This is a genomic window from Siccirubricoccus phaeus (genome assembly GCF_008360935.1).
Lineage (GTDB): Bacteria > Pseudomonadota > Alphaproteobacteria > Acetobacterales > Acetobacteraceae > Siccirubricoccus > Siccirubricoccus phaeus.
The window spans coordinates 272,435-289,234 of the sequence record NZ_SRXO01000001.1; the positions used below are offsets into that span (position 1 = coordinate 272,435).

The following is a 16,800-nucleotide window of genomic DNA, read 5'->3' on the forward strand; positions in this document are numbered from 1 at the left end:
GGCCGCCGCCCGTCTTCCGGCCCGCCCCCGTGCCCTCCCGCCCGCGCGCCGGCGCCGCTATCCTCCACCGCCGATGGAGGAGACGGGCGGATGAAGGGTGCGGACGCAGTCGCGGAGGCCTTGCGGGCGGCAGGGGTGGCACGGCTTTACGGGGTGCCGGGCGGCGGCTCCTCGCTGGACCTGGTGGAGGCGGCGGCGGCGCGCGGCATTCCCTTCATCCTGGCGCGGCAGGAGACCGCCGCCATCATCATGGCGGCGACCGAGGCCGAGCTTTCCCACCGCCCCGGCGCGGTGCTGGTCACCCGCGGCCCCGGGGTCGGCAATGCGGCGAACGGCATGGCGCAGGCGAGCCTGGATCGCGCCCCGGTGCTGCTGCTGGCCGATGGCTTCACCGGCGCGGAGCGGGCCTTCGCCAACCACCAGTATTTCGATCATGCGGCGATGCTGCGGCCGGTGACCAAGGCCGCCGCTCAGGCGGTGGAGCCGGGCGGGGCGCCGGGCGCGATCGCCGCGACGCTGCTGGAGACGGCGCTGGCCGCGCCGCGGGGACCGGTGCTGCTGGAGCTGTCCGGCGCGGTGGCGCGGGCGCCGGCGGCGGGGCTGCCGGTGGCAGCGGTGGCGCCGCCGGCCGCCGCGCCCGCGGGGCCGGCCCTGGCGGAAGCGAAGCGCCTGCTGGCCGAGGCGCGCCGCCCGGTGCTGGTGGCCGGGCTGGAGGCAACCTCGCCCGAGGCGACGGCCGCGCTGCGCGCCCTGGCGGCGGCGCTGGGCTGCCCCGCCCTCGTCACCTACAAGGCGAAGGGCGTGGTGCCGGATGCGGACCCGCTCTTCGCCGGCGTCTTCACCGGCGGCGAGGCGGAAGCGCCGCTCCTGCGCGAGGCCGATCTCATCCTGCTGGCCGGCGCCGACCCGGTGGAGTTCATCCCGCAGCCCTGGCGCTATGCGGCGAAGCTGGTGGATCTCGGCACCGCGCCGCGGCCGCTGCACTACCGGGCGCCGGAGGTGGGGCTGTACGGCGCCCTGGCCCCTTCGCTGGCGGCGCTGGCGGCAGGGGCGGCGCGCAGCGCCTGGGGGGCGGCGGAGATCGCGGCGCACCGCACCGCCTGGGCGGCGCGGCTGGCCAATATCCCGGGCGGCAACCAGGGGCTCTCGCCCCAGGCGGTGGTGGAGATCGCCCAGGCCGCCTGCCGCAAGGCGGGGCGGGACCCGCGGATTTCCGTGGATGCCGGGGCGCATATGTTCCCCTGCACCTCCTTCTGGCAGGCCGCGCGGCCGGGCGATCTGCTGATCTCCAACGGGCTGGCGACCATGGGCTTCGCCCTGCCTGCGGGCATCGCCGCCGCGCTGCACGACCCGGCACGGGGCGCGCTGGCCTTCACCGGGGATGGCGGGCTGCTGATGGCGCTGGGCGAGCTGGCGACGGCGGCGGCGCTCGGGGTGAAGCTGACCGTGGTGGTGTTCAACGACGCCGCCCTCTCGCTGATCGACATCAAGAAGGGCGGGCGGGCGCTGCCGGGCGGGGCGCTGGGCTGGCCGCAGGCGGATTTCGCCGGGGCGATGCGGGCGCTGGGCGGCATCGGCCTCTCGGCCCGGGACGAGGCGGGCTATGCCGCGGCGCTGGCCGAGGCGCTGGCGGCGCCCGGCCCGGCGCTGGTGGATGTGCTGGTGGACCCGGGCAGCTACCCGGCGCAGATCAAGGCGCTGCGCGGCTGAAGGACCGTTCCGCGAGGCTGCGGGGGGCTGGGACCTCGCGCGGCTAGGTAGTCGGCGCGGGCACTGACCTCGGCGGGTTATTGCTGCCCCGGCGGCCTCGGCAGGATCTGCCGCTGCATGCAGCGTCGGCGGCAGCGCGGCGGCCCGGCCGGGACGCAAGGGGCCTCGCCGCTCTGCCACGGGGATGGCGCCGAGCGGGCATGGCGCCAACCCTGCCAGACGGCCGGGGCAGGGGCGGGGGGAGCTGCGACAGGCAGCGGCGGGCGAGTGCTCCGCCTCTCCGCTGCCGGTGCGGAGCGCCGCCACCGGGCCTGGCCGGACCCTCGCCGCGCATCCCGAGGATGGGGCAGGGCCCCTGCCGGCACATCATCGCTTGCGGCAGCGCCCATGGCGGGCGTCAATCGTCCCATCCGGCCCCCGGGCCGCAGCGGCGGCCTCCGTTCCGGCACCGCAGCCAAGCGGGGCAGGCAGGGGAGGACACGAAGAATGGCGAACATCATGCTGATCCACGGCGCCTATCAGGGTGGCTGGATCTGGAAGCGGGTGGCGGCACCGCTGCGCGAAAAGGGGCATCTGGTGCTGGCGCCCAGCCTCGATGGCTGCGCCGAGCGCCAGGCGCAGCTCCGCCCCGGCATCACCACGGAAAGCCAGGCGGAGGAGCTGGCCGCCCTGCTGTTCCACGAGGATCTGACCGAGGTGGTGCTGGTCGGCACCAGCGCCGGCGGCATGGTGCTCTGCCGCCTGGCAGAGCTGGCGCGCGAACGGGTCGGGCGGCTGGTCTTCCTCGACGCGCTGGCGCTGCGCGATGGCGAGGCGCTGCCGGACATCGTCCAGCGCCGCAATGTCCGGCGCACCGAGCTGGCGACCGGGCCGACGCCGGAGGATGCGGCCTGGCGGCTCTTCGCCGATCTCGATCCGGCGACAAGGGACTGGGTGCTCGCGCGCTGCACCCTGCACCCGGTGGCGCCGATGGAGGCGCCGGTCCGGCTGGAGCGGTTCTGGGAGCTGCCCTGGGCGGCGAGCGTCATCTGGTGCCGGCAGAGCGCCAACCCGCCGGAGGCGCATCAGCGCCGCACGGCCGAGGCCCTGGGCGCGGCCTGGCATGAGCTGGAGACGGGGCATTACCCGATGCTGACGGAGGCCGAGGCGGTGGCCCGGCTGATCGAGAGCGGCTGAAGGGGGACGAGGGGCCGGGCCGGCGCTGCGCGGTCCCGGGCCGGGCCGGCGGTGCCGTCCGGCCGGGGCGGGCGGCGTTGTCCCGGGGCGGGAGCCATCCGGGCGGGCCGGCGGCGTCATCCGGGCGGGCGCAGGGCCGTGCCTTGGGGCCGTGCCTCGGGGCCGTGCCTCGGGGCCGCGGCGTTGGCGGCGCCAGGGCTGGCGATGGTGGCTGCCGGGGGGCTGTCCGGCGCAGATCAAGGGCCCTCGGGGTGGCCCATCCCCACCCGGGCCCCCTCGAAGGGTGATCCGGCATTGCCGGGCAAGACAACAAGGTGCTATCTGGACAACATGTTGCCCAACGACCCCCATGCCGTGACAACGCCGGAGGCGCTGGCCGCGCTGTACGAGGCGCCGCATCCCCGCTTCCTGGCCAAGGTGGCGGACCGGCTGGAGCCGCGCTCGCTGGAATTCATCGCCGCCTCGCCCTTCTGCATCCTGGCGACCAGCGGCCCGCAGGGCCCGCACGCCACGCCGCGCGGCGACGCGCCGGGCTTCGTCCGGGCGCTGGACGAGCGGACCCTCGCCTTGCCCGACCGCCGCGGCAACAACCGGCTGGACGGGCTGCGGGACATCCTCGCCGATCCGCAGGTGGCGCTGCTCTTCCTCATCCCCGGCGTGGGGGAGACGCTCAGGGTGCACGGCACTGCCCGCATCACCGCCGACCCCGGGCTGCGGGCGCAATTCGCCGAGCAGGGCAAGCTGCCCGCCACCGTGCTGCTGGTGACGGTGCGGGAGGTCTATGCGCATTGCGCCAAGGCGATCATCCGCTCGAAGCTCTGGGGCGAGCGGCGGCGGCCCCAGGGCGTGCCGACCAATGGCGAGCTGATCGCGGCGCATACCGCCGGCGGCGCCATCGACCCGCAGCAGTATGAGGCGGAGTACCAGGAGAGGCTGCGGACGCAGCTCTACTAGAGCAAACTCCGGCCAGGTGGAACCACCTGGTCGGAGTAATTTGCTCGCTTGAACAAAGACCTGGAGCATTCTCCCTGCACCTTGGTGCAAGGAGAATGCTCCAGTGTCCTGCCCGCGAAGTTCGCTGGATTTCCGGCGAGGGCAGCGGACAAGCAGGCCACTGAAAACAAAAGCCAGTGGCCCGAGAACGAAGTCCGCAGGACTTCGGAAGCGGGACACCAGGCAGCCTCCGGCGAGGGGAAGCGTCTTCATCGCTGTACGGCTTCCATGGCATGGGGCGCAGGATGAGCCGCCATGCCGGACCCCGCCATGACGGCGCGCAAGCCCCCGCAGCCGGACCACCGACTCACACCGGGGTCCGGGGAGGGGATTGCCGGCACGGCCGGCGATCCCCGGCGGGGCCCAGCGGCAGCGTCCCCTGTTCAGGGTCCGGGGGCGGAGCCCCTCAGCCCCGCGCCTCCTCCGGCACCGGCACGTCGAACCCGTTCAGCGTGACGGAGACCAGGGCATAGACCCCGACCAGATTCACCAGCTCCGTCGCCCCGTCCTGGCCGAAGCACTGCACCGCCATGCGCCAGTTCAGCTCCGAAAGCACCCCGCCGCGATTCAGCGCCGAGGCGACGTCATAAGCGCAGGCCTCCTCCAGCGTCAGGTCGCTCGGCCGCTGGCCGGCAACTAGCGTCGCCAGGGTCTCGTCCTTCAGCCCGCGCCGCTCCGCCGCGATCACATGCGCATAGATTTCATAGCTCGCCCGGAAATGCGCGCCGGTGACGAGGATCGCTACCTCCCGCACCCGCCGCGGCAGGGTGGGGTTCAGCGAGACCGCCTTCACCAGCTCCCAGATCGGGCCGCCGAAGCGGGGAGCGTGCAGCCAGGGATTCCAGGGGCCAAGCAGCCGGCCCTGCCCATCGACGGTGGCGAAGCCCTTGAAATTCTCCTCGATGCCCTGGCGCATATCGGCATAGAGGGGTTGCTGGCCCGGGGTGAGCTGGGCGGGGTCGAGCAAAGGGAGGCGCATCGCAGGCTCCTTCTCTGGCTGGTGCCGGGCGGCGGTGCCGGCCTCGCCCCCGGCCTGGCCAGGCGGCAGCGGCGCCGCCCGGCCCGGTGGCGGGAAGCTAGTGTCCTGCCCGCTGCGTTCGCTGGATTTCCAGCGAACGCAGCGGGCAAGCAGGCCACTGAAAACACAAGGCGGTGGCCCGAGAACGAAGTCCGCAGGACTGCGGAAGCGGGACACTAGCCCGTCCCACCCCGCCGGCCTTGTCTCGGCGTGTGAAAGTTTTTCCAGCCGGCTGCGCTGGGCCGCACCGCCGCGCGGGCGGATTGCGGCGCCGGGAACTGGCGCGGCCGGCGAAGCTGCCCCATCTCTCGGCCTGAGGAGGCACGCCATGCCCAAGACCCACACCGAGACCGCCCCCGCGTCCGGCACCCGCACGGAAACCGACAGCCTCGGCAGCATCGACATCCCGGCCGGCCGCTACTGGGGCCCGCAGACCGAACGCGCCCGAAGGCTGTTCCGCATCGGCCAGGAGCATTTCCCGCCGGGGCTGATCCGCGCCGTCGGCCTGCACAAATGGGCCTGCGCCGAGGCCAATGAGCGGCTGGGCGAGCTGGCGCCGGAGCTGGCCGCCGCCATCCGCCAGGCCGCCGAGGAGATCATCGCCGGCGACCGCGACGCGGATTTCCCGCTGCCGGTCTGGCAGACCGGCTCCGGCACCCAGACCAACATGAACGCGAACGAGGTGATCTCGAACCGCGCCAATGAGATCCTCGGCCAGCCTCTCGGCACGCGGAAGCCGGTGCATCCGAACGACCATGTCAATCGTGGCCAGTCCTCCAACGACAACTTTCCCACCATGATGCATATCGCCGCGGTGGAGGCGGTGGAGGGCCGGCTGCTGCCGGCGCTCGGCCGGCTGCATGCGGCGCTGTGGCAGCGGGCCGAGGAATGGTCGGGCATCATCAAGCTCGGCCGCACCCATATGATGGATGCGGTGCCGATGACGCTGGGCCAGGAAGCCGCCGCCTGGGCGCGGCAGGTGGAGCTGGGCCAGGAACGCCTGCGGGCGGTGATGCCGCGGCTGCTGAGCCTGCCGCAGGGCGGCACCGCGGTCGGCACCGGCCTCAACCGCCACCGCGATTTCGACCGGGTGTTCTGCGCCATCCTGGCCGAGCGCAGCGGCCTCGCCTTCACCGCCAACCCGAACAAATTCGAGGGCATGGGGGCGCATGACGCCTTCGTGGAATTGCAGGGGGCGATGAATGTCCTCGCCGTCTCGCTGAACAAGGTGGCGAACGATATCCGCCTGCTCGGCAGCGGCCCGCGCTCCGGCATCTCGGAGCTGGTGATCCCGGCGGATGGGCTTTCCAGCAGCATCATGCCGGGCAAGACCAACCCGACGCAGTCGGAGGCGCTGACCATGGTCTGCGCCCAGGTGATGGGGAACACCACCACCGTGAGCGTGGCCGGCGCCCAGGGGCATCTGGAGCTGAACGTCTTCAAGCCGGTCATCATCCAGGCGGTGCTGCAATCCGCGACCCTGCTGGCCGATGCGGCGGAAAGCTTCGCCGAGCACATGGTGCTGAAGCTGGAGCCGAACCGCGAGCGGATCGCCGAGAACCTGGCGCGGTCGCTGATGCTGGTGACGGCGCTGAACCCGCGCATCGGCTACGACAAGGCTGTCCAGATCGGCAAGAAGGCGCTGGCGGAGAATCTGACGCTGAAGGAGGCGGCGGAACGGCTGGGCCATGTGGCGCCGGCGGATTTCGACCGCTGGGTGCGGCCGGAGGAGATGGTGGAGCCGGGCGCGACGCTGGATGGCGGCGGGTGAGCGAGGCCGCTGAGCGGCACCTGCGGAAGCGCAGCTTTCAGCTCGCTGGCCACCGCACCTCGGTGGCGCTGGAGCCGGAATTCTGGGCGGCGCTGGAAGGGCTGGCGGCGGCGCGAGGGCAGAGCCTGGCGGGGCTGGTGACGGCGGTGGACCGGGAGCGGGCACAGCCTTTGGCGAGCGCGCTGCGGGTGTTTGCGCTGAACGGGGGCGCTGCCCGTTCGGCGCCGCGCGTCCAGCCCCCGCCGGGGATGGGCCACCCGCCGGACCCCGGCCTGTATCCTCAGGTCGAACCCACGGGTCCGAAGCCCGGACCGGGATCCGGCGAGAAATAGCCCTCGAAGGGAAAATGCCCCAGCTGACGGGCGCTGCCTCAGCGCGCCACCGTGGTGGCGCCGGCGCCGAGGCCGGCCCCCGCCGGCGTGCCGCCCCCGCTGCCGCCCGGCAGCAGGACGCCCAGCGCCACGGCCGCGACCGCCGGGGCGATGGCCACCAGCCGGTTCGCCCATTCCCCCACGCTGCGTCCTGCCATGGGCACCGGCCCGTCAGGCGCCTGCCGGGCACGGCCAGGCGAGGGCGCGGCCGCGCCCGGCCGGGCCGGCTGCTCCCCGCCGCGCGGCGCGATCACCACCTGATCCTCGGGACCCACCACCACGGCGCGTTGCGCCGCCGCCGGAAAGGCGAGGCCGCAGGCAAGGAGCAGGATGGGCGCCATGTGGAACATTCCGCCACGGTGCAGGCCCGCAGCCCCGAGTGGCAAGGCTCAACTTTTGGACTCGGTTGAGGGAGTTCGCCCGGACGCCCGACCCCGGTGGCCGCTCAGCCCCGCCGGCCCAGCATCTGCCGCGCGACGATCAGCCGCATCACCTCATTGGTGCCTTCCAGGATGCGGTGCACGCGCAGGTCGCGCACCAGCTTCTCGATCCCGTACTCCGCCAGATAGCCATAGCCGCCGAGCAATTGCAGCGCCTCATCCGCCACGCGGTGGCTGGTATCCGTGACGAAGCGCTTGGCCATGGCGCAGAAGGCGGTGGCGTCCGGCGCCTTGGCATCCAGCTTGGCGCAGGCGCGCCAGAGCAGGCTGCGCGAGGCCTCCAGCTCCGTCCGCATATCGGCGAGGCGGAATTGGGTGTTCTGGAAATCGGCGATCGCGCGGCCGAAGGCCTGCCGCTCCTGGACATAGGCCAGCGCCGTGTCCAGCGCCGCCTGCGCCCCGCCCAGCGCGCAGGCGGCGATGTTCAGCCGCCCGCCATCCAGCCCGGCCATGGCGAAGCGGAAGCCCTCGCCCTCCTCCCCCAGCCGGGCCGAGACGGGCACCCGGGCGCCCTCGAAGATCACCTGCCGGGTGGGCTGGGCGTTCCAGCCCATCTTCCGCTCATTCGGGCCGAAGGAGAGGCCGGGCGTCTCCTTCGGGATCAGCAGGGCCGAGACGCCGGACGGCCCCTCGCCACCGGTGCGCACCATGGTCAGATAGAGATCCGAGGCGCCGGCGCCGGAGATGAATTGCTTGGTCCCGTCCAGCACGTAGTGCTCGCCCTCCCGCCGCGCCCGCGTCCGCAGCGCGGCGGCGTCGGAGCCGGAGCCGGGCTCGGTGAGGGCGTAGCTGGCGATCTTCGCCATGGGGATCAGCGAGGGCAGCCACTCGGCGCGCTGCGCCGCGCTGCCGAAGCGGTCGATCATCCAGGCGACCATGTTGTGGATGGAGAGATAGGCGGCGATGGTCGGGCAGCCGGTGGACAGCGCCTCGAACACCACCGCGGCGTCGAGGCGGGTGAGGCCGGCGCCGCCGCTTTCCTCCCGCACATAGAGCCCGGCCATGCCGAGGGCGGCTGCCTCCCGCATGGCGTCCACCGGGAAATACCGTTCCGCGTCCCAGGCCAGGGCGTGCGGCGCCAGGTGTTCGGCGGCGAAGGCCAGCGCCGTCTCGCGCAGCGCCTCGGTGGCTTCGGGCAGGGCGAAGGCGGGATCGGCGGTCATGGGGTTCCTCCTGCCCGCAGCATATCAGGGGGGCAGGGGCTTGCCACCGGCTGCGCTCGGATGGCGGCGCTGCCGCCCGCCGGGTGGCGTGCCCTGCCCGCCGGCGCTGCGCCGGTGGGCAGGGCGGCTCGGGATGCCGGCCCTGGCCGGGCATCCCGGGCCATCCGATGGCGGCCTGCCGCCGCCGCGCCTGCGGCCCTGGCGGCGATCCGCGATGCCCTTGCCGCCGCGCCTTGCAGCCCGGCAGCGATCCGGCCCGCACCTCCGCGGCCACGGCCTTGGGCCGGCGCAGGGCCGCCCTTGGAGCGTGACCGGTCGAGGTCGAATCGACCGAAACCATGAGCCACGCCACCCAACGACGAGCTGGAGGGGGATGGCTGAGCGAAGCCCGACCGATCCCGCTCCGGCGGCCGGCGTCAGGCCACGTTCGGCGTGCTGCCGGTGGGGTCGTTGGCCGGGGTGCCGGTGAGCTGTTCCTGCTGCGCCCCGCCATCCGGGCGCGGCGGCGCCAGCATCGGCTCGCCGCCCAGCGGCTCGCTCAGCATCGGTTGGAACTGGCCCTTGCCGTCCAGCGAGGCCCCCTCCGTCCAGCGGCCCGCCGGGATCTGCTGGTCCGTCCGGTGGCCGAAATAGGCGTAGGAGAAGCGGGTCGCCTCCATCTCCTGCGGGAAGCTGTTGGGGATGGGCAGCACCTTCTCCATGCCGCCCAGCTCCTCGATCACCGCCAGCCATTGCTGCTGGTGCATGGTGTCCCGCGCGATGAGGAAGGAGAGCATGTCCTTCATGCCCGGGTCGTCCGTCATCCCGTGCAGCCGCACCGCCAGCGCCCGTCCGGTGGCTTCCGCCGTGACATTCGCCAGCATGTCGGCGGCGAGGTTGCCGCTGGCATAGACATGGCTGGCATTGAAGGGCACGCCGTTGCAGTCATCCGCCGTCGCGCCGAGGCCGGTGGAGAGGATGTGCCGCAGATTCATCCCGCCCAGCACGGCGCCGGCGATGCCGTCCTGCGCCATCTCCTCCTGCAGGGAGAGCGGCGCGCCTTCCAGGTTCAGCGCGATGGCGGTCGAGAGCATCTCGATATGGCCGATCTCCTCCGTGCCGGTGTTGATCAGCATGTCGCGGTATTTCTTCGGCCCCCGGCTGCCCCAGCCCTGGAAGAGGTATTGCAGCATGACGCGGATCTCGCCCTCCACGCCGCCCACCGCCTGTTGCAGGGCGCGGGCGAAGAGCGGGTTCGGCGTCTCGACGCGGACGGGGTATTGCAGCTTGCCGTCGGTGTAGAACATCAGAGCCTCCCGGTTGGCGGTGCAGCAGGCAGTTGGCGGTGCAGCAGGCAGTTGGCGGTGCAGCAGGAACCCGTCCGCCCGGGCCGGGTTCGGGTGCGAGGCGGCAACGAGGCGGCAGGCTCGCCGCCCCGTGACGCCGCTGCCGCTCAGGCCGCCGCGCCGCGCTTGCCGCCGCGGCGCTCGGGCGTCGGGTCGTTGGCCGGCTCCCCGCCGCGGCCTTCCTGGATCGCCGCCGGGTTCACCTCGCTCTCGGCGAGCTGGCTCAGCTTCTCATCCGTCTCCTTCTCCTCCGCCAGCGTCTCCGCCAGCAGATCCGCCAGCTCCTGCTGGCCGCAGGCCTTGGCCAAAGCGGTCATGGTGCCGTAGGCGGCGATCTCGTAATGCTCCACGCGCTGCAGCCCGGCGATGATGACCGTATCCATCAGCGGGCCCTTGTCGTGGTCCTCCAGCTCGCCCTGGGCTTCCTCGATGATGCCGCGCATGCCCTCGCAGACCTTGCGGCCCGGGCGGGCGCCGGTCATCTCCAGCGCCTTCTCCAGCCGCTCCACCTGGGTCTCGGTCTGGTCGATATGCATCTGCACGGCGTCGCGCAGGGATTGGCTGCTGGCCTTCTTCTGCAGCCGCGCCATGGCGCGCAGCGCCTGCTTCTCCGCGCTGTAGGCGTCGCGGAGCTGTTCGGTCATGAGCTTGGTGATCTCGTCCATGGGGGGCGTTCCTCGCCGGCGCGGCCGGGATGGCCGCGCGCTGCGCCCCTAAGCAACGGAACCGCCGCGGGTTGCTCGTTCCTGTCGCGGTTACGCGCTGGCGGCGTCCAGCGCCGCCACCTCGGCCGGCGCCAGCTTCAGCGTCACGGCCCTGACCAGCTCGTCGAGCTGGGCGTCGCTGGTGGCGCTGGCGATCGGCGCCGTCACCGCCGGCTTGGCGAGCAGCCAGGCGACGGCGACCTGGGCGGAGGTGGCGCCATGCGCCGCCGCCACCGCGGCCAGCGCGTCCAGCACCTTGTGGCCGCGCGGCGTCAGGTACTTGCCCATGTTGCCGCCGCGCTTGCTCTTGCCGAAATCCGCCTCGGACCGGTATTTGCCCGAAAGGAATCCCGCCGCCAGCGCGTAGTAGTTGATGACGCCGATCTGCTCCTGCTCGCAGAGCGGGCCGAGCCCGGCCTCGAATTCCGCGCGGTCCATCAGGTTATACAGGGGCTGCAGCGTCTCGTAGCGGGGCAGGCCGAGCCTCGCGCTGACCGCCAGGGCCTCGGCAAGGCGGGGGGCGGTGTAGTTGGAGGCGCCGATGGCGCGCACCTTGCCGGCCTTGATGAGCCGGGCGAAGGCGTCCAGCGTCTCCTCCAGCGGCGTGTCCGGGTCGTCCTTATGCGCCTGGTAGAGGTCGACGTAATCGGTCCTGAGGCGCTTCAGGGAGGCGTCGATCTCCTCCTCGATCCAGGCGCGGGAGAGGCCCATGCGGCCATTGCCCATCTTCATCCCGACCTTGGTGAGGATCTTCACCTTGTCGCGGTTGCCGCGGCTGGCGAGCCAGGAGCCGATGATGGTCTCGCTCTCGCCGCCCTGGTGGCCGGGCACCCAGTAGGAATAGACATCGGCCGTGTCGATGGCGTTGAAGCCGATCTCCACCAGCCGGTCGAGCAGGCGGTGGGAGGCGGCTTCGTCCACCGTCCAGCCGAAGATGTTGCCGCCGAAGATGATGGGCGGCACGGCGATGCCGGACCGGCCGAGCTGACGCTGTTCCATCTTGGCTCTCCCGTTCTGATCCGGGAAGCATGGCCGGTTGCGTCGGGGGCGTCGAGGGGCCGGTGTCCTGATTCCGCAGGCCGCAGGATGTCGGACGCAGCCATTGGAGCGTGATCGGTTGAGGTCGAATCGACCGAAACCGTGAATCACACGACCGAACAATGGGCTAGAGCGGGGGTGAGCGTAGCTCAACCGATCCCGCTCTAGAGCAGATCGCCGGAGGGCGGCATCGCCCGGAGGCGTGAATCTGCTCTACCATCCATAAGCTAGAGCGGTTTCGCGCTGCACAGTCAGCGTGAAGCCGCTCTAGCGTTTGAACGACTGCAGCACCTGCCGCAACAGCCCCGGCTCCGGCGCCGGCCGCGCCACCCCCGCCCGGTCCACCTGGAACACCGCCGGCCGCGCCGGCGCCGCCAGGCCGAAGAATTCCGCAATGCCCTGCGTCGCCGGCACGCCGGCATCGAGGATGAAGGGCCCTGCCGCGCCGATGCCGCTGGCGGCGTCGATGGGCGCGCCATGCGCCAGCCCGGCCAGCTCATGCACCTCCACCGCCACCTGGCCGCTGGCGTTCCGCCAGCGCCGCAGGCTGTGCCCCGGCGCCGGCTCCAGCGTCTCCGGCGCTCCGTCCAGCCCGTGCAGCGCCCGCCATTGCGCGGCGATCGCCTCGGCATTGGCCGGGCGCACGGTGGCATCCGCCATGCCCTGCCACACCGCCACCCGCGGCCAGGGCCCGCGATGCGGCGAGGCCGCGCGCACCAGCGCCGCCCATTCCCCGGCCGGGCGGGGCCGGCCGGTCTGCATTGCCTCCAGCGCCTCCGGCAGGGAGGCCGCCGCGCCGTAAGGCAGGCCGGCGAGGATGGCGCCGGCGGCGAAGAGCTCCGGCGCCGTCGCCAGCATCGCGCTCGCCATGGCGCCGCCGGCGGAAAGCCCGGTGACGAAGACGCGGGCGGGGTCCAGCTTCTGTCGCGCGACCAGATGGGCGACCGCCGCGCGGATGCTCTCCGCCTCGCCGCCGCCGCGGCTGGTATCTTCCGGCTCGAACCAGTTGAAGCAGCGATTGGCGTTGTTCGCCGGCCGCTGCTCCGGCAGCAGCAGGGCAAAGCCCAGCCGGGCGGCGAGCAGCGCCCAGCCGGTGCCGGCGGCGAAGCCCGCGGCGTCCTGCAGGCAGCCATGCAGCGCCACCACCAGCGGGGCGCCGGGGGGCAGGTCGTCGGGCAGCGCCAGCCACATCTCCAGCGCCCCGGGATTGGGGCCGAAATTCTGCAGCCGGCGGAGCGGCGCAGCGGCGGGGTGGGCAACCGGCGCCGGCCGCGCCCGGGCGGTGCGCTCCCGGACGAGGTCGGCGAGGCGGCGATGCAGCTTGGCCAAGGGAGGTCCTCTTCCTGCGGGATGGTCGGTGGACGTTCCCGGCGCGGCGCGCTGGCTGGATCCGGCTTCGCTGCACTGCAACATAAGGGTGTTCCCCGGCCCCGGCGCAACGGCAAGCGGTGATGAACGTTTGGCGAACTCACCTCAGGGAGCAGCCAGGCATGGCCAAGCGGCAGGACCACCACCCGGCGGAGAACCCGAAGCTCAACCCGGAGCCGGGCTCCAACACGATCAAGGACCCGGAGGATTGGACGACGGGGGAGGAGGCGATGACCGGCGCCCAGGCCAGCTATCTGAAGACCTTGTCGGAGGAGGCGGGGGAGGAATTCGACCCCGGGCTGACCAAGGCCGAGGCGTCCCGCCGGATCGACGAATTGCAGGCCAGGACGGGGCGGGGGCGTTAGTGTCCTGCCCGCTGCATTCGCCGGATTTCCAGCGAACGCAGCGGGCAAGCGGGCCACTGAAAACGCAAGCTGGTGGCCCGAGGACGAAGTCCGCAAGATTTCGGAATCGGGCCACTGGTGTCCTGCCTGCGAAGTTCGCCGGATTTCCAGCGAACGCAGCGGGCAAGCAGGCCACTGAAAACACGAGCTGGTGGCCCGAGGACGAATTCCGCAGGACTTCGGAAGCGGAACACTGGAGCGGCTTCGCCTCGCCTGCGCTCGGCGAACCCGCTCTGGCCCTTTGTCCGGTCGCATTTTCCGAGGCGTCCGGCGATTCCACGGACCGGAAAATGCTCTGGCTTCCACGAAGCCGCTGCGCGGCTCCGCCGGGCCCGCCGGGCTTTCACACAGCCCGAAGCGGCGAAGACGCTTTAGGGCAGAGGCAGGTCTTGTCGCCCGTCGCCGTCAGCGGGGGCGGCGATTTCGTTACGGTGGGGTGGAATCCGGCGCCAAGCCATGCGTAAGCCGCATGCCGTATCGTGCTTCACCTGCGGAGAATTCTCTTTGCCCGATTGCAAATGAGTGTTTGCATCCCCTCCTGACCGGGATGGAGGAGCCAACGCCATGAGCATCACCCTCGACCGCCCCATCGCTGACCGCACCGTGACCGCCGTGCTGAACTACCTGGCGCCCGTCCAGGGCCGCCCGCGCACCTACACCTTCCCGCCCCCCAACGGCGAGCCCCGCAGCAACGTGCTGCCGGAGCCGCATGAGGTGGTGATCCACGACGCCCGCCGCGCCGGCGAGGAATTCAGCCTGGACCGCCAGGGCTTCGCCTGGATCAACGCCCCCACGGCGGTGGTGGATTTCGGCAACGAGGCGGAGATCCGCGAGACCTACTACCCGGAAAGCGAGGAGATCATCCGCCGCGCCACCGGCGCCGACCGGGTGTTCATCTTCGACCACACGGTCCGCCGTCGCGTCCCGGGCCAGGAAGACTACCGCGATGGCGGGCCGCGCCAGCCGGCGACCCGCGTGCATGTGGACCACACCGCCCGCTCCGGCCCGCAGCGCGTCCGCGACCTGCTGCCGGAGGAGGCGGAGGAGCTGCTCAAGGGCCGCGTGCAGGTGGTCAATCTGTGGCGGCCGATCCGCGGCCCGGTGCTGGACAGCCCGCTGGCCTTCGCCGATGCCCGCAGCTTCCCCTTCGAGGATTACGTGCCGACCGACCTCGTCTACCCGCACCGGGTCGGCGAGACCTACAGCGTCCGCTACAACCCGGCGCATCGCTGGTTCTACGTGCCGGCGCTGCAGCGGGACGAGGCGCTGCTGATCAAATGCTATGACAGCGAGACGGATGGCCGCGCCCGCTTCGTCGCCCATACCGCCTTCGTGGACCCGACCACGCCCGCCGATGCCCCGCCGCGCGAGAGCATCGAGCTGCGCACCCTGGTCTTCCACAAGCCCCGGGCGTGAGGCCAGCCTCCGGCCTGGCGGAGCTGCTGCTCCGCCTGGCGCTGGCCGGCCTGGCGCTGGTCGCGCTGCTGCGGCTGAGCGGCCTGGCCATGCCGTGACTGCCTGGGTGAGTCGCGCGTGACCGCGATTGCGGTGGCGGAGGCAACCGGCTACCCAGCCGCGCCCTTACGCCCCGAGACCATGCCTGATCCCGCCGCCCCCCCGGCCGTCGCCCCTGCGGTCGCGCTGACCGGCCTCCGCAAGCGCTTCGCCGCGGGCGGGGCGGTGGCGCTGGACGAGGTCTCGCTGCGGGTCGAGACGGGGGAGATCTTCGGCATCGTCGGCCGTTCCGGCGCCGGCAAATCCACCCTGATCCGCTGCGTGAACCTGCTGGAACGGCCGGATGCCGGCCAGGTGCAGGTGCTGGGCCAGGATCTGCTGGCGCTGGGGGAGGCCGGGCTGCGCCAGGCGCGGCGCGGCATCGGCATGGTGTTCCAGCATTTCAACCTGCATCACCGCCGGACGGTGGCGGAGAACATCGCCTTCTCGCTGGAGATCGCCGGCGCCACCCGCGCCGAGCGGCGCGCCCGGGTCGCGGAATTGCTGCCCCTGGTCGGGCTGGAGGCGAAGCGGGATGCCTATCCGGCGCAGCTTTCCGGCGGGCAGAAGCAGCGGGTCGGCATTGCCCGGGCGCTGGCTTCCGCCCCGCGCCTGCTGCTCTGCGACGAGGCGACCAGCGCCCTCGATCCCGAGACCACCGCCGAGATCCTGGCGCTGATCCGCGACCTGCGCGACCGGCTGGCGCTGACCGTGCTGCTCATCACCCATGAGATGGGGGTGGTGCAGGCCATCTGCGACCGGGTCGCCGTGATGGAGGCGGGGCGGATCATCGAGCAGGGCCGGGTCTTCGACCTCTTCACCGCGCCGCGGGAGAAGGTGACGCGCCGCTTCGTCTCCGAGGTGATCGGCGATGCGGTGCCGCTGGCGGCGCTGGCCCGGCTGCCCGCGCCCCCGCCCGGACAGCGGCGCGTGCTGCTGCGCGTGCTGTTCCGCGGCCCGCATGCGACGCGGCCGGTGATCGGCGAGGCGGCGGCGCGCTACGGCATTGCGCTGAACATCCTCTCCGGCCGGATCGACGCCATCGCCGGCGAGCCCTTCGGCATCATGGTGCTGGCCGCCGAGGCGCCGCCCGAGGCGCTCGCCGCCTGCCTCGCCTGGATGCGCGGCCTCGGCCTTGCCGTGGAGGAGCTGGCGGCATGAGCTGGCTGACGCCCACCCTGCAGGATCTCCTGCTGGAAGCCTTCTGGGAGACGCTGGCGATGGTCGGCGTCAGCGCGGCGATCGCCGTCGCCATCGGGCTGCCCATCGCCCTGCTGCTGCATGTCACCGGCCGGGGCGGGCTCAGCCCGCTTCCCTGGCTGCACCGGCCGCTCGGCATCCTGGTGAATGCGGTGCGCTCCACCCCCTTCATCATCCTGATGGTGGCGATCATCCCCTTCACCCGGCTGGTCGCCGGCACCTCCATCGGCACGGCGGCGGCCATCGTGCCGCTGGCGCTGGCCGCCACTGCCTTCCTCGCCCGGCTCTTCGAGAATGCGCTGCGCGAGGTGGATGGCGGGGTGGTGGAAGCCGCCCGCGCCATGGGCGCCAGCCGCATGCAGATCGTGTGGAAGGTGCTGGTGCCGGAGGCGCTGCCGGGGCTGATCGCCGCCGTCACCGTCGCGCTGGTGTCGCTCGTCGGCTTCTCCGCCATGGCCGGCGCGGTGGGGGGCGGCGGGCTTGGCGATCTCGGGATCCGCTTCGGCTATCAGCGCTTCATGCCGGAGGTGATGGCGACCGTCGTCCTGCTGCTGATCCTGTTCGTGCAGGGGCTGCAATCCCTGGGGGACTGGCTGGTGCGCCGCCTGTCCCGCCGCTGACCCTC

16 protein-coding genes are annotated in these 16,800 nt (G+C 72.4%); 9 read left to right on the top strand and 7 right to left on the bottom strand.

The features are described 5' to 3' along the window. Positions 1-90: 90 nt before the first annotated feature. The 3 genes from E5N76_RS30900 to E5N76_RS01215 all read left to right on the top strand — a co-directional run bounded on the left by E5N76_RS30900 (position 91) and on the right by E5N76_RS01215 (position 3,840). Positions 91-1,710 carry a thiamine pyrophosphate-binding protein gene (locus E5N76_RS30900; RefSeq protein ID WP_149535471.1) on the top strand — a complete coding sequence of 540 codons (1,620 nt, stop codon included), beginning with the start codon at positions 91-93 and terminating at the stop codon, positions 1,708-1,710. Positions 1,711-2,196: 486 nt separating this feature from the next. After that, complete coding sequence (locus E5N76_RS01210) at positions 2,197-2,886, top strand: alpha/beta fold hydrolase (protein ID WP_187829901.1); 690 nt, start codon at positions 2,197-2,199, stop codon at positions 2,884-2,886. 330 nt (positions 2,887-3,216) lie between these two features. Continuing rightward, positions 3,217-3,840 (top strand): pyridoxamine 5'-phosphate oxidase family protein, encoded by a 624-nt coding sequence (locus E5N76_RS01215; RefSeq protein ID WP_149535473.1) that lies wholly within the window; start codon positions 3,217-3,219, stop codon positions 3,838-3,840. Between the two features lie 445 nt (positions 3,841-4,285). On the opposite strand, the gene E5N76_RS01220 is transcribed toward E5N76_RS01215, so the two are convergent. Beyond that, positions 4,286-4,858 (bottom strand): carboxymuconolactone decarboxylase family protein, encoded by a 573-nt coding sequence (locus E5N76_RS01220; protein ID WP_149535474.1) that lies wholly within the window; start codon positions 4,856-4,858, stop codon positions 4,286-4,288. Positions 4,859-5,225: 367 nt separating this feature from the next. Here E5N76_RS01220 and E5N76_RS01225 point away from each other — a divergent pair, with 367 nt between their 5' ends. Together E5N76_RS01225 and E5N76_RS31310 are read left to right on the top strand one after the other, a co-directional pair. Beyond that, positions 5,226-6,668 (top strand): class II fumarate hydratase, encoded by a 1,443-nt coding sequence (locus E5N76_RS01225; RefSeq protein WP_149535475.1) that lies wholly within the window; start codon positions 5,226-5,228, stop codon positions 6,666-6,668. Next, positions 6,665-7,000, top strand: a complete 336-nt coding sequence (locus E5N76_RS31310; RefSeq protein ID WP_149535476.1) for a ribbon-helix-helix domain-containing protein — start codon at positions 6,665-6,667, stop codon at positions 6,998-7,000. Before E5N76_RS01225 ends, E5N76_RS31310 begins: the two co-directional genes overlap by 4 nt. Before the next feature lie 38 nt (positions 7,001-7,038). Here E5N76_RS31310 and E5N76_RS01235 read toward each other — a convergent pair whose 3' ends face one another. The 6 genes from E5N76_RS01235 to E5N76_RS01260 all read right to left on the bottom strand — a co-directional run bounded on the left by E5N76_RS01235 (position 7,039) and on the right by E5N76_RS01260 (position 13,038). Further along, a complete protein-coding gene (locus E5N76_RS01235; protein ID WP_149535477.1) occupies positions 7,039-7,380 on the bottom strand; it encodes a hypothetical protein in 342 nt (113 codons plus the stop codon). A 104-nt stretch (positions 7,381-7,484) separates the two neighbouring features. Beyond that, positions 7,485-8,642: an acyl-CoA dehydrogenase family protein gene (locus tag E5N76_RS01240; protein ID WP_149535478.1), complete on the bottom strand. Its 1,158-nt coding sequence runs from the start codon at positions 8,640-8,642 to the stop codon at positions 7,485-7,487. A gap of 416 nt (positions 8,643-9,058) precedes the next feature. Beyond that, on the bottom strand, positions 9,059-9,928 hold the full coding sequence (locus E5N76_RS01245; protein ID WP_149535479.1) for a manganese catalase family protein: 870 nt from the start codon (positions 9,926-9,928) through the stop codon (positions 9,059-9,061). A 146-nt stretch (positions 9,929-10,074) separates the two neighbouring features. Next, entirely contained in the window at positions 10,075-10,632 is a 558-nt protein-coding gene (locus E5N76_RS01250) for a YciE/YciF ferroxidase family protein (RefSeq protein WP_149535480.1), read from the bottom strand. A 90-nt stretch (positions 10,633-10,722) separates the two neighbouring features. Continuing rightward, positions 10,723-11,670 carry an aldo/keto reductase gene (locus E5N76_RS01255; RefSeq protein WP_149535481.1) on the bottom strand — a complete coding sequence of 316 codons (948 nt, stop codon included), beginning with the start codon at positions 11,668-11,670 and terminating at the stop codon, positions 10,723-10,725. A gap of 306 nt (positions 11,671-11,976) precedes the next feature. Next, positions 11,977-13,038 (bottom strand): extracellular catalytic domain type 1 short-chain-length polyhydroxyalkanoate depolymerase, encoded by a 1,062-nt coding sequence (locus tag E5N76_RS01260; RefSeq protein ID WP_187829902.1) that lies wholly within the window; start codon positions 13,036-13,038, stop codon positions 11,977-11,979. A gap of 161 nt (positions 13,039-13,199) precedes the next feature. Here E5N76_RS01260 and E5N76_RS01265 point away from each other — a divergent pair, with 161 nt between their 5' ends. From E5N76_RS01265 to E5N76_RS01280, 4 genes are all read left to right on the top strand, one after another. Then, complete coding sequence (locus tag E5N76_RS01265) at positions 13,200-13,442, top strand: DUF3072 domain-containing protein (protein ID WP_235907529.1); 243 nt, start codon at positions 13,200-13,202, stop codon at positions 13,440-13,442. Positions 13,443-14,045: 603 nt separating this feature from the next. Beyond that, positions 14,046-14,897, top strand: coding sequence for a CmcJ/NvfI family oxidoreductase (locus E5N76_RS01270; protein ID WP_149535484.1), 852 nt, complete (start codon positions 14,046-14,048; stop codon positions 14,895-14,897). A gap of 117 nt (positions 14,898-15,014) precedes the next feature. Then, the gene (locus E5N76_RS01275; RefSeq protein WP_235907530.1) at positions 15,015-16,136 is read left to right on the top strand and encodes a methionine ABC transporter ATP-binding protein; all 1,122 of its coding nucleotides are present in this window, start codon (positions 15,015-15,017) and stop codon (positions 16,134-16,136) included. Continuing rightward, positions 16,133-16,795, top strand: coding sequence for a methionine ABC transporter permease (locus E5N76_RS01280; RefSeq protein WP_207791826.1), 663 nt, complete (start codon positions 16,133-16,135; stop codon positions 16,793-16,795). The genes E5N76_RS01275 and E5N76_RS01280 overlap by 4 nt, the downstream gene beginning before the upstream one ends. Positions 16,796-16,800: the final 5 nt, after the last annotated feature.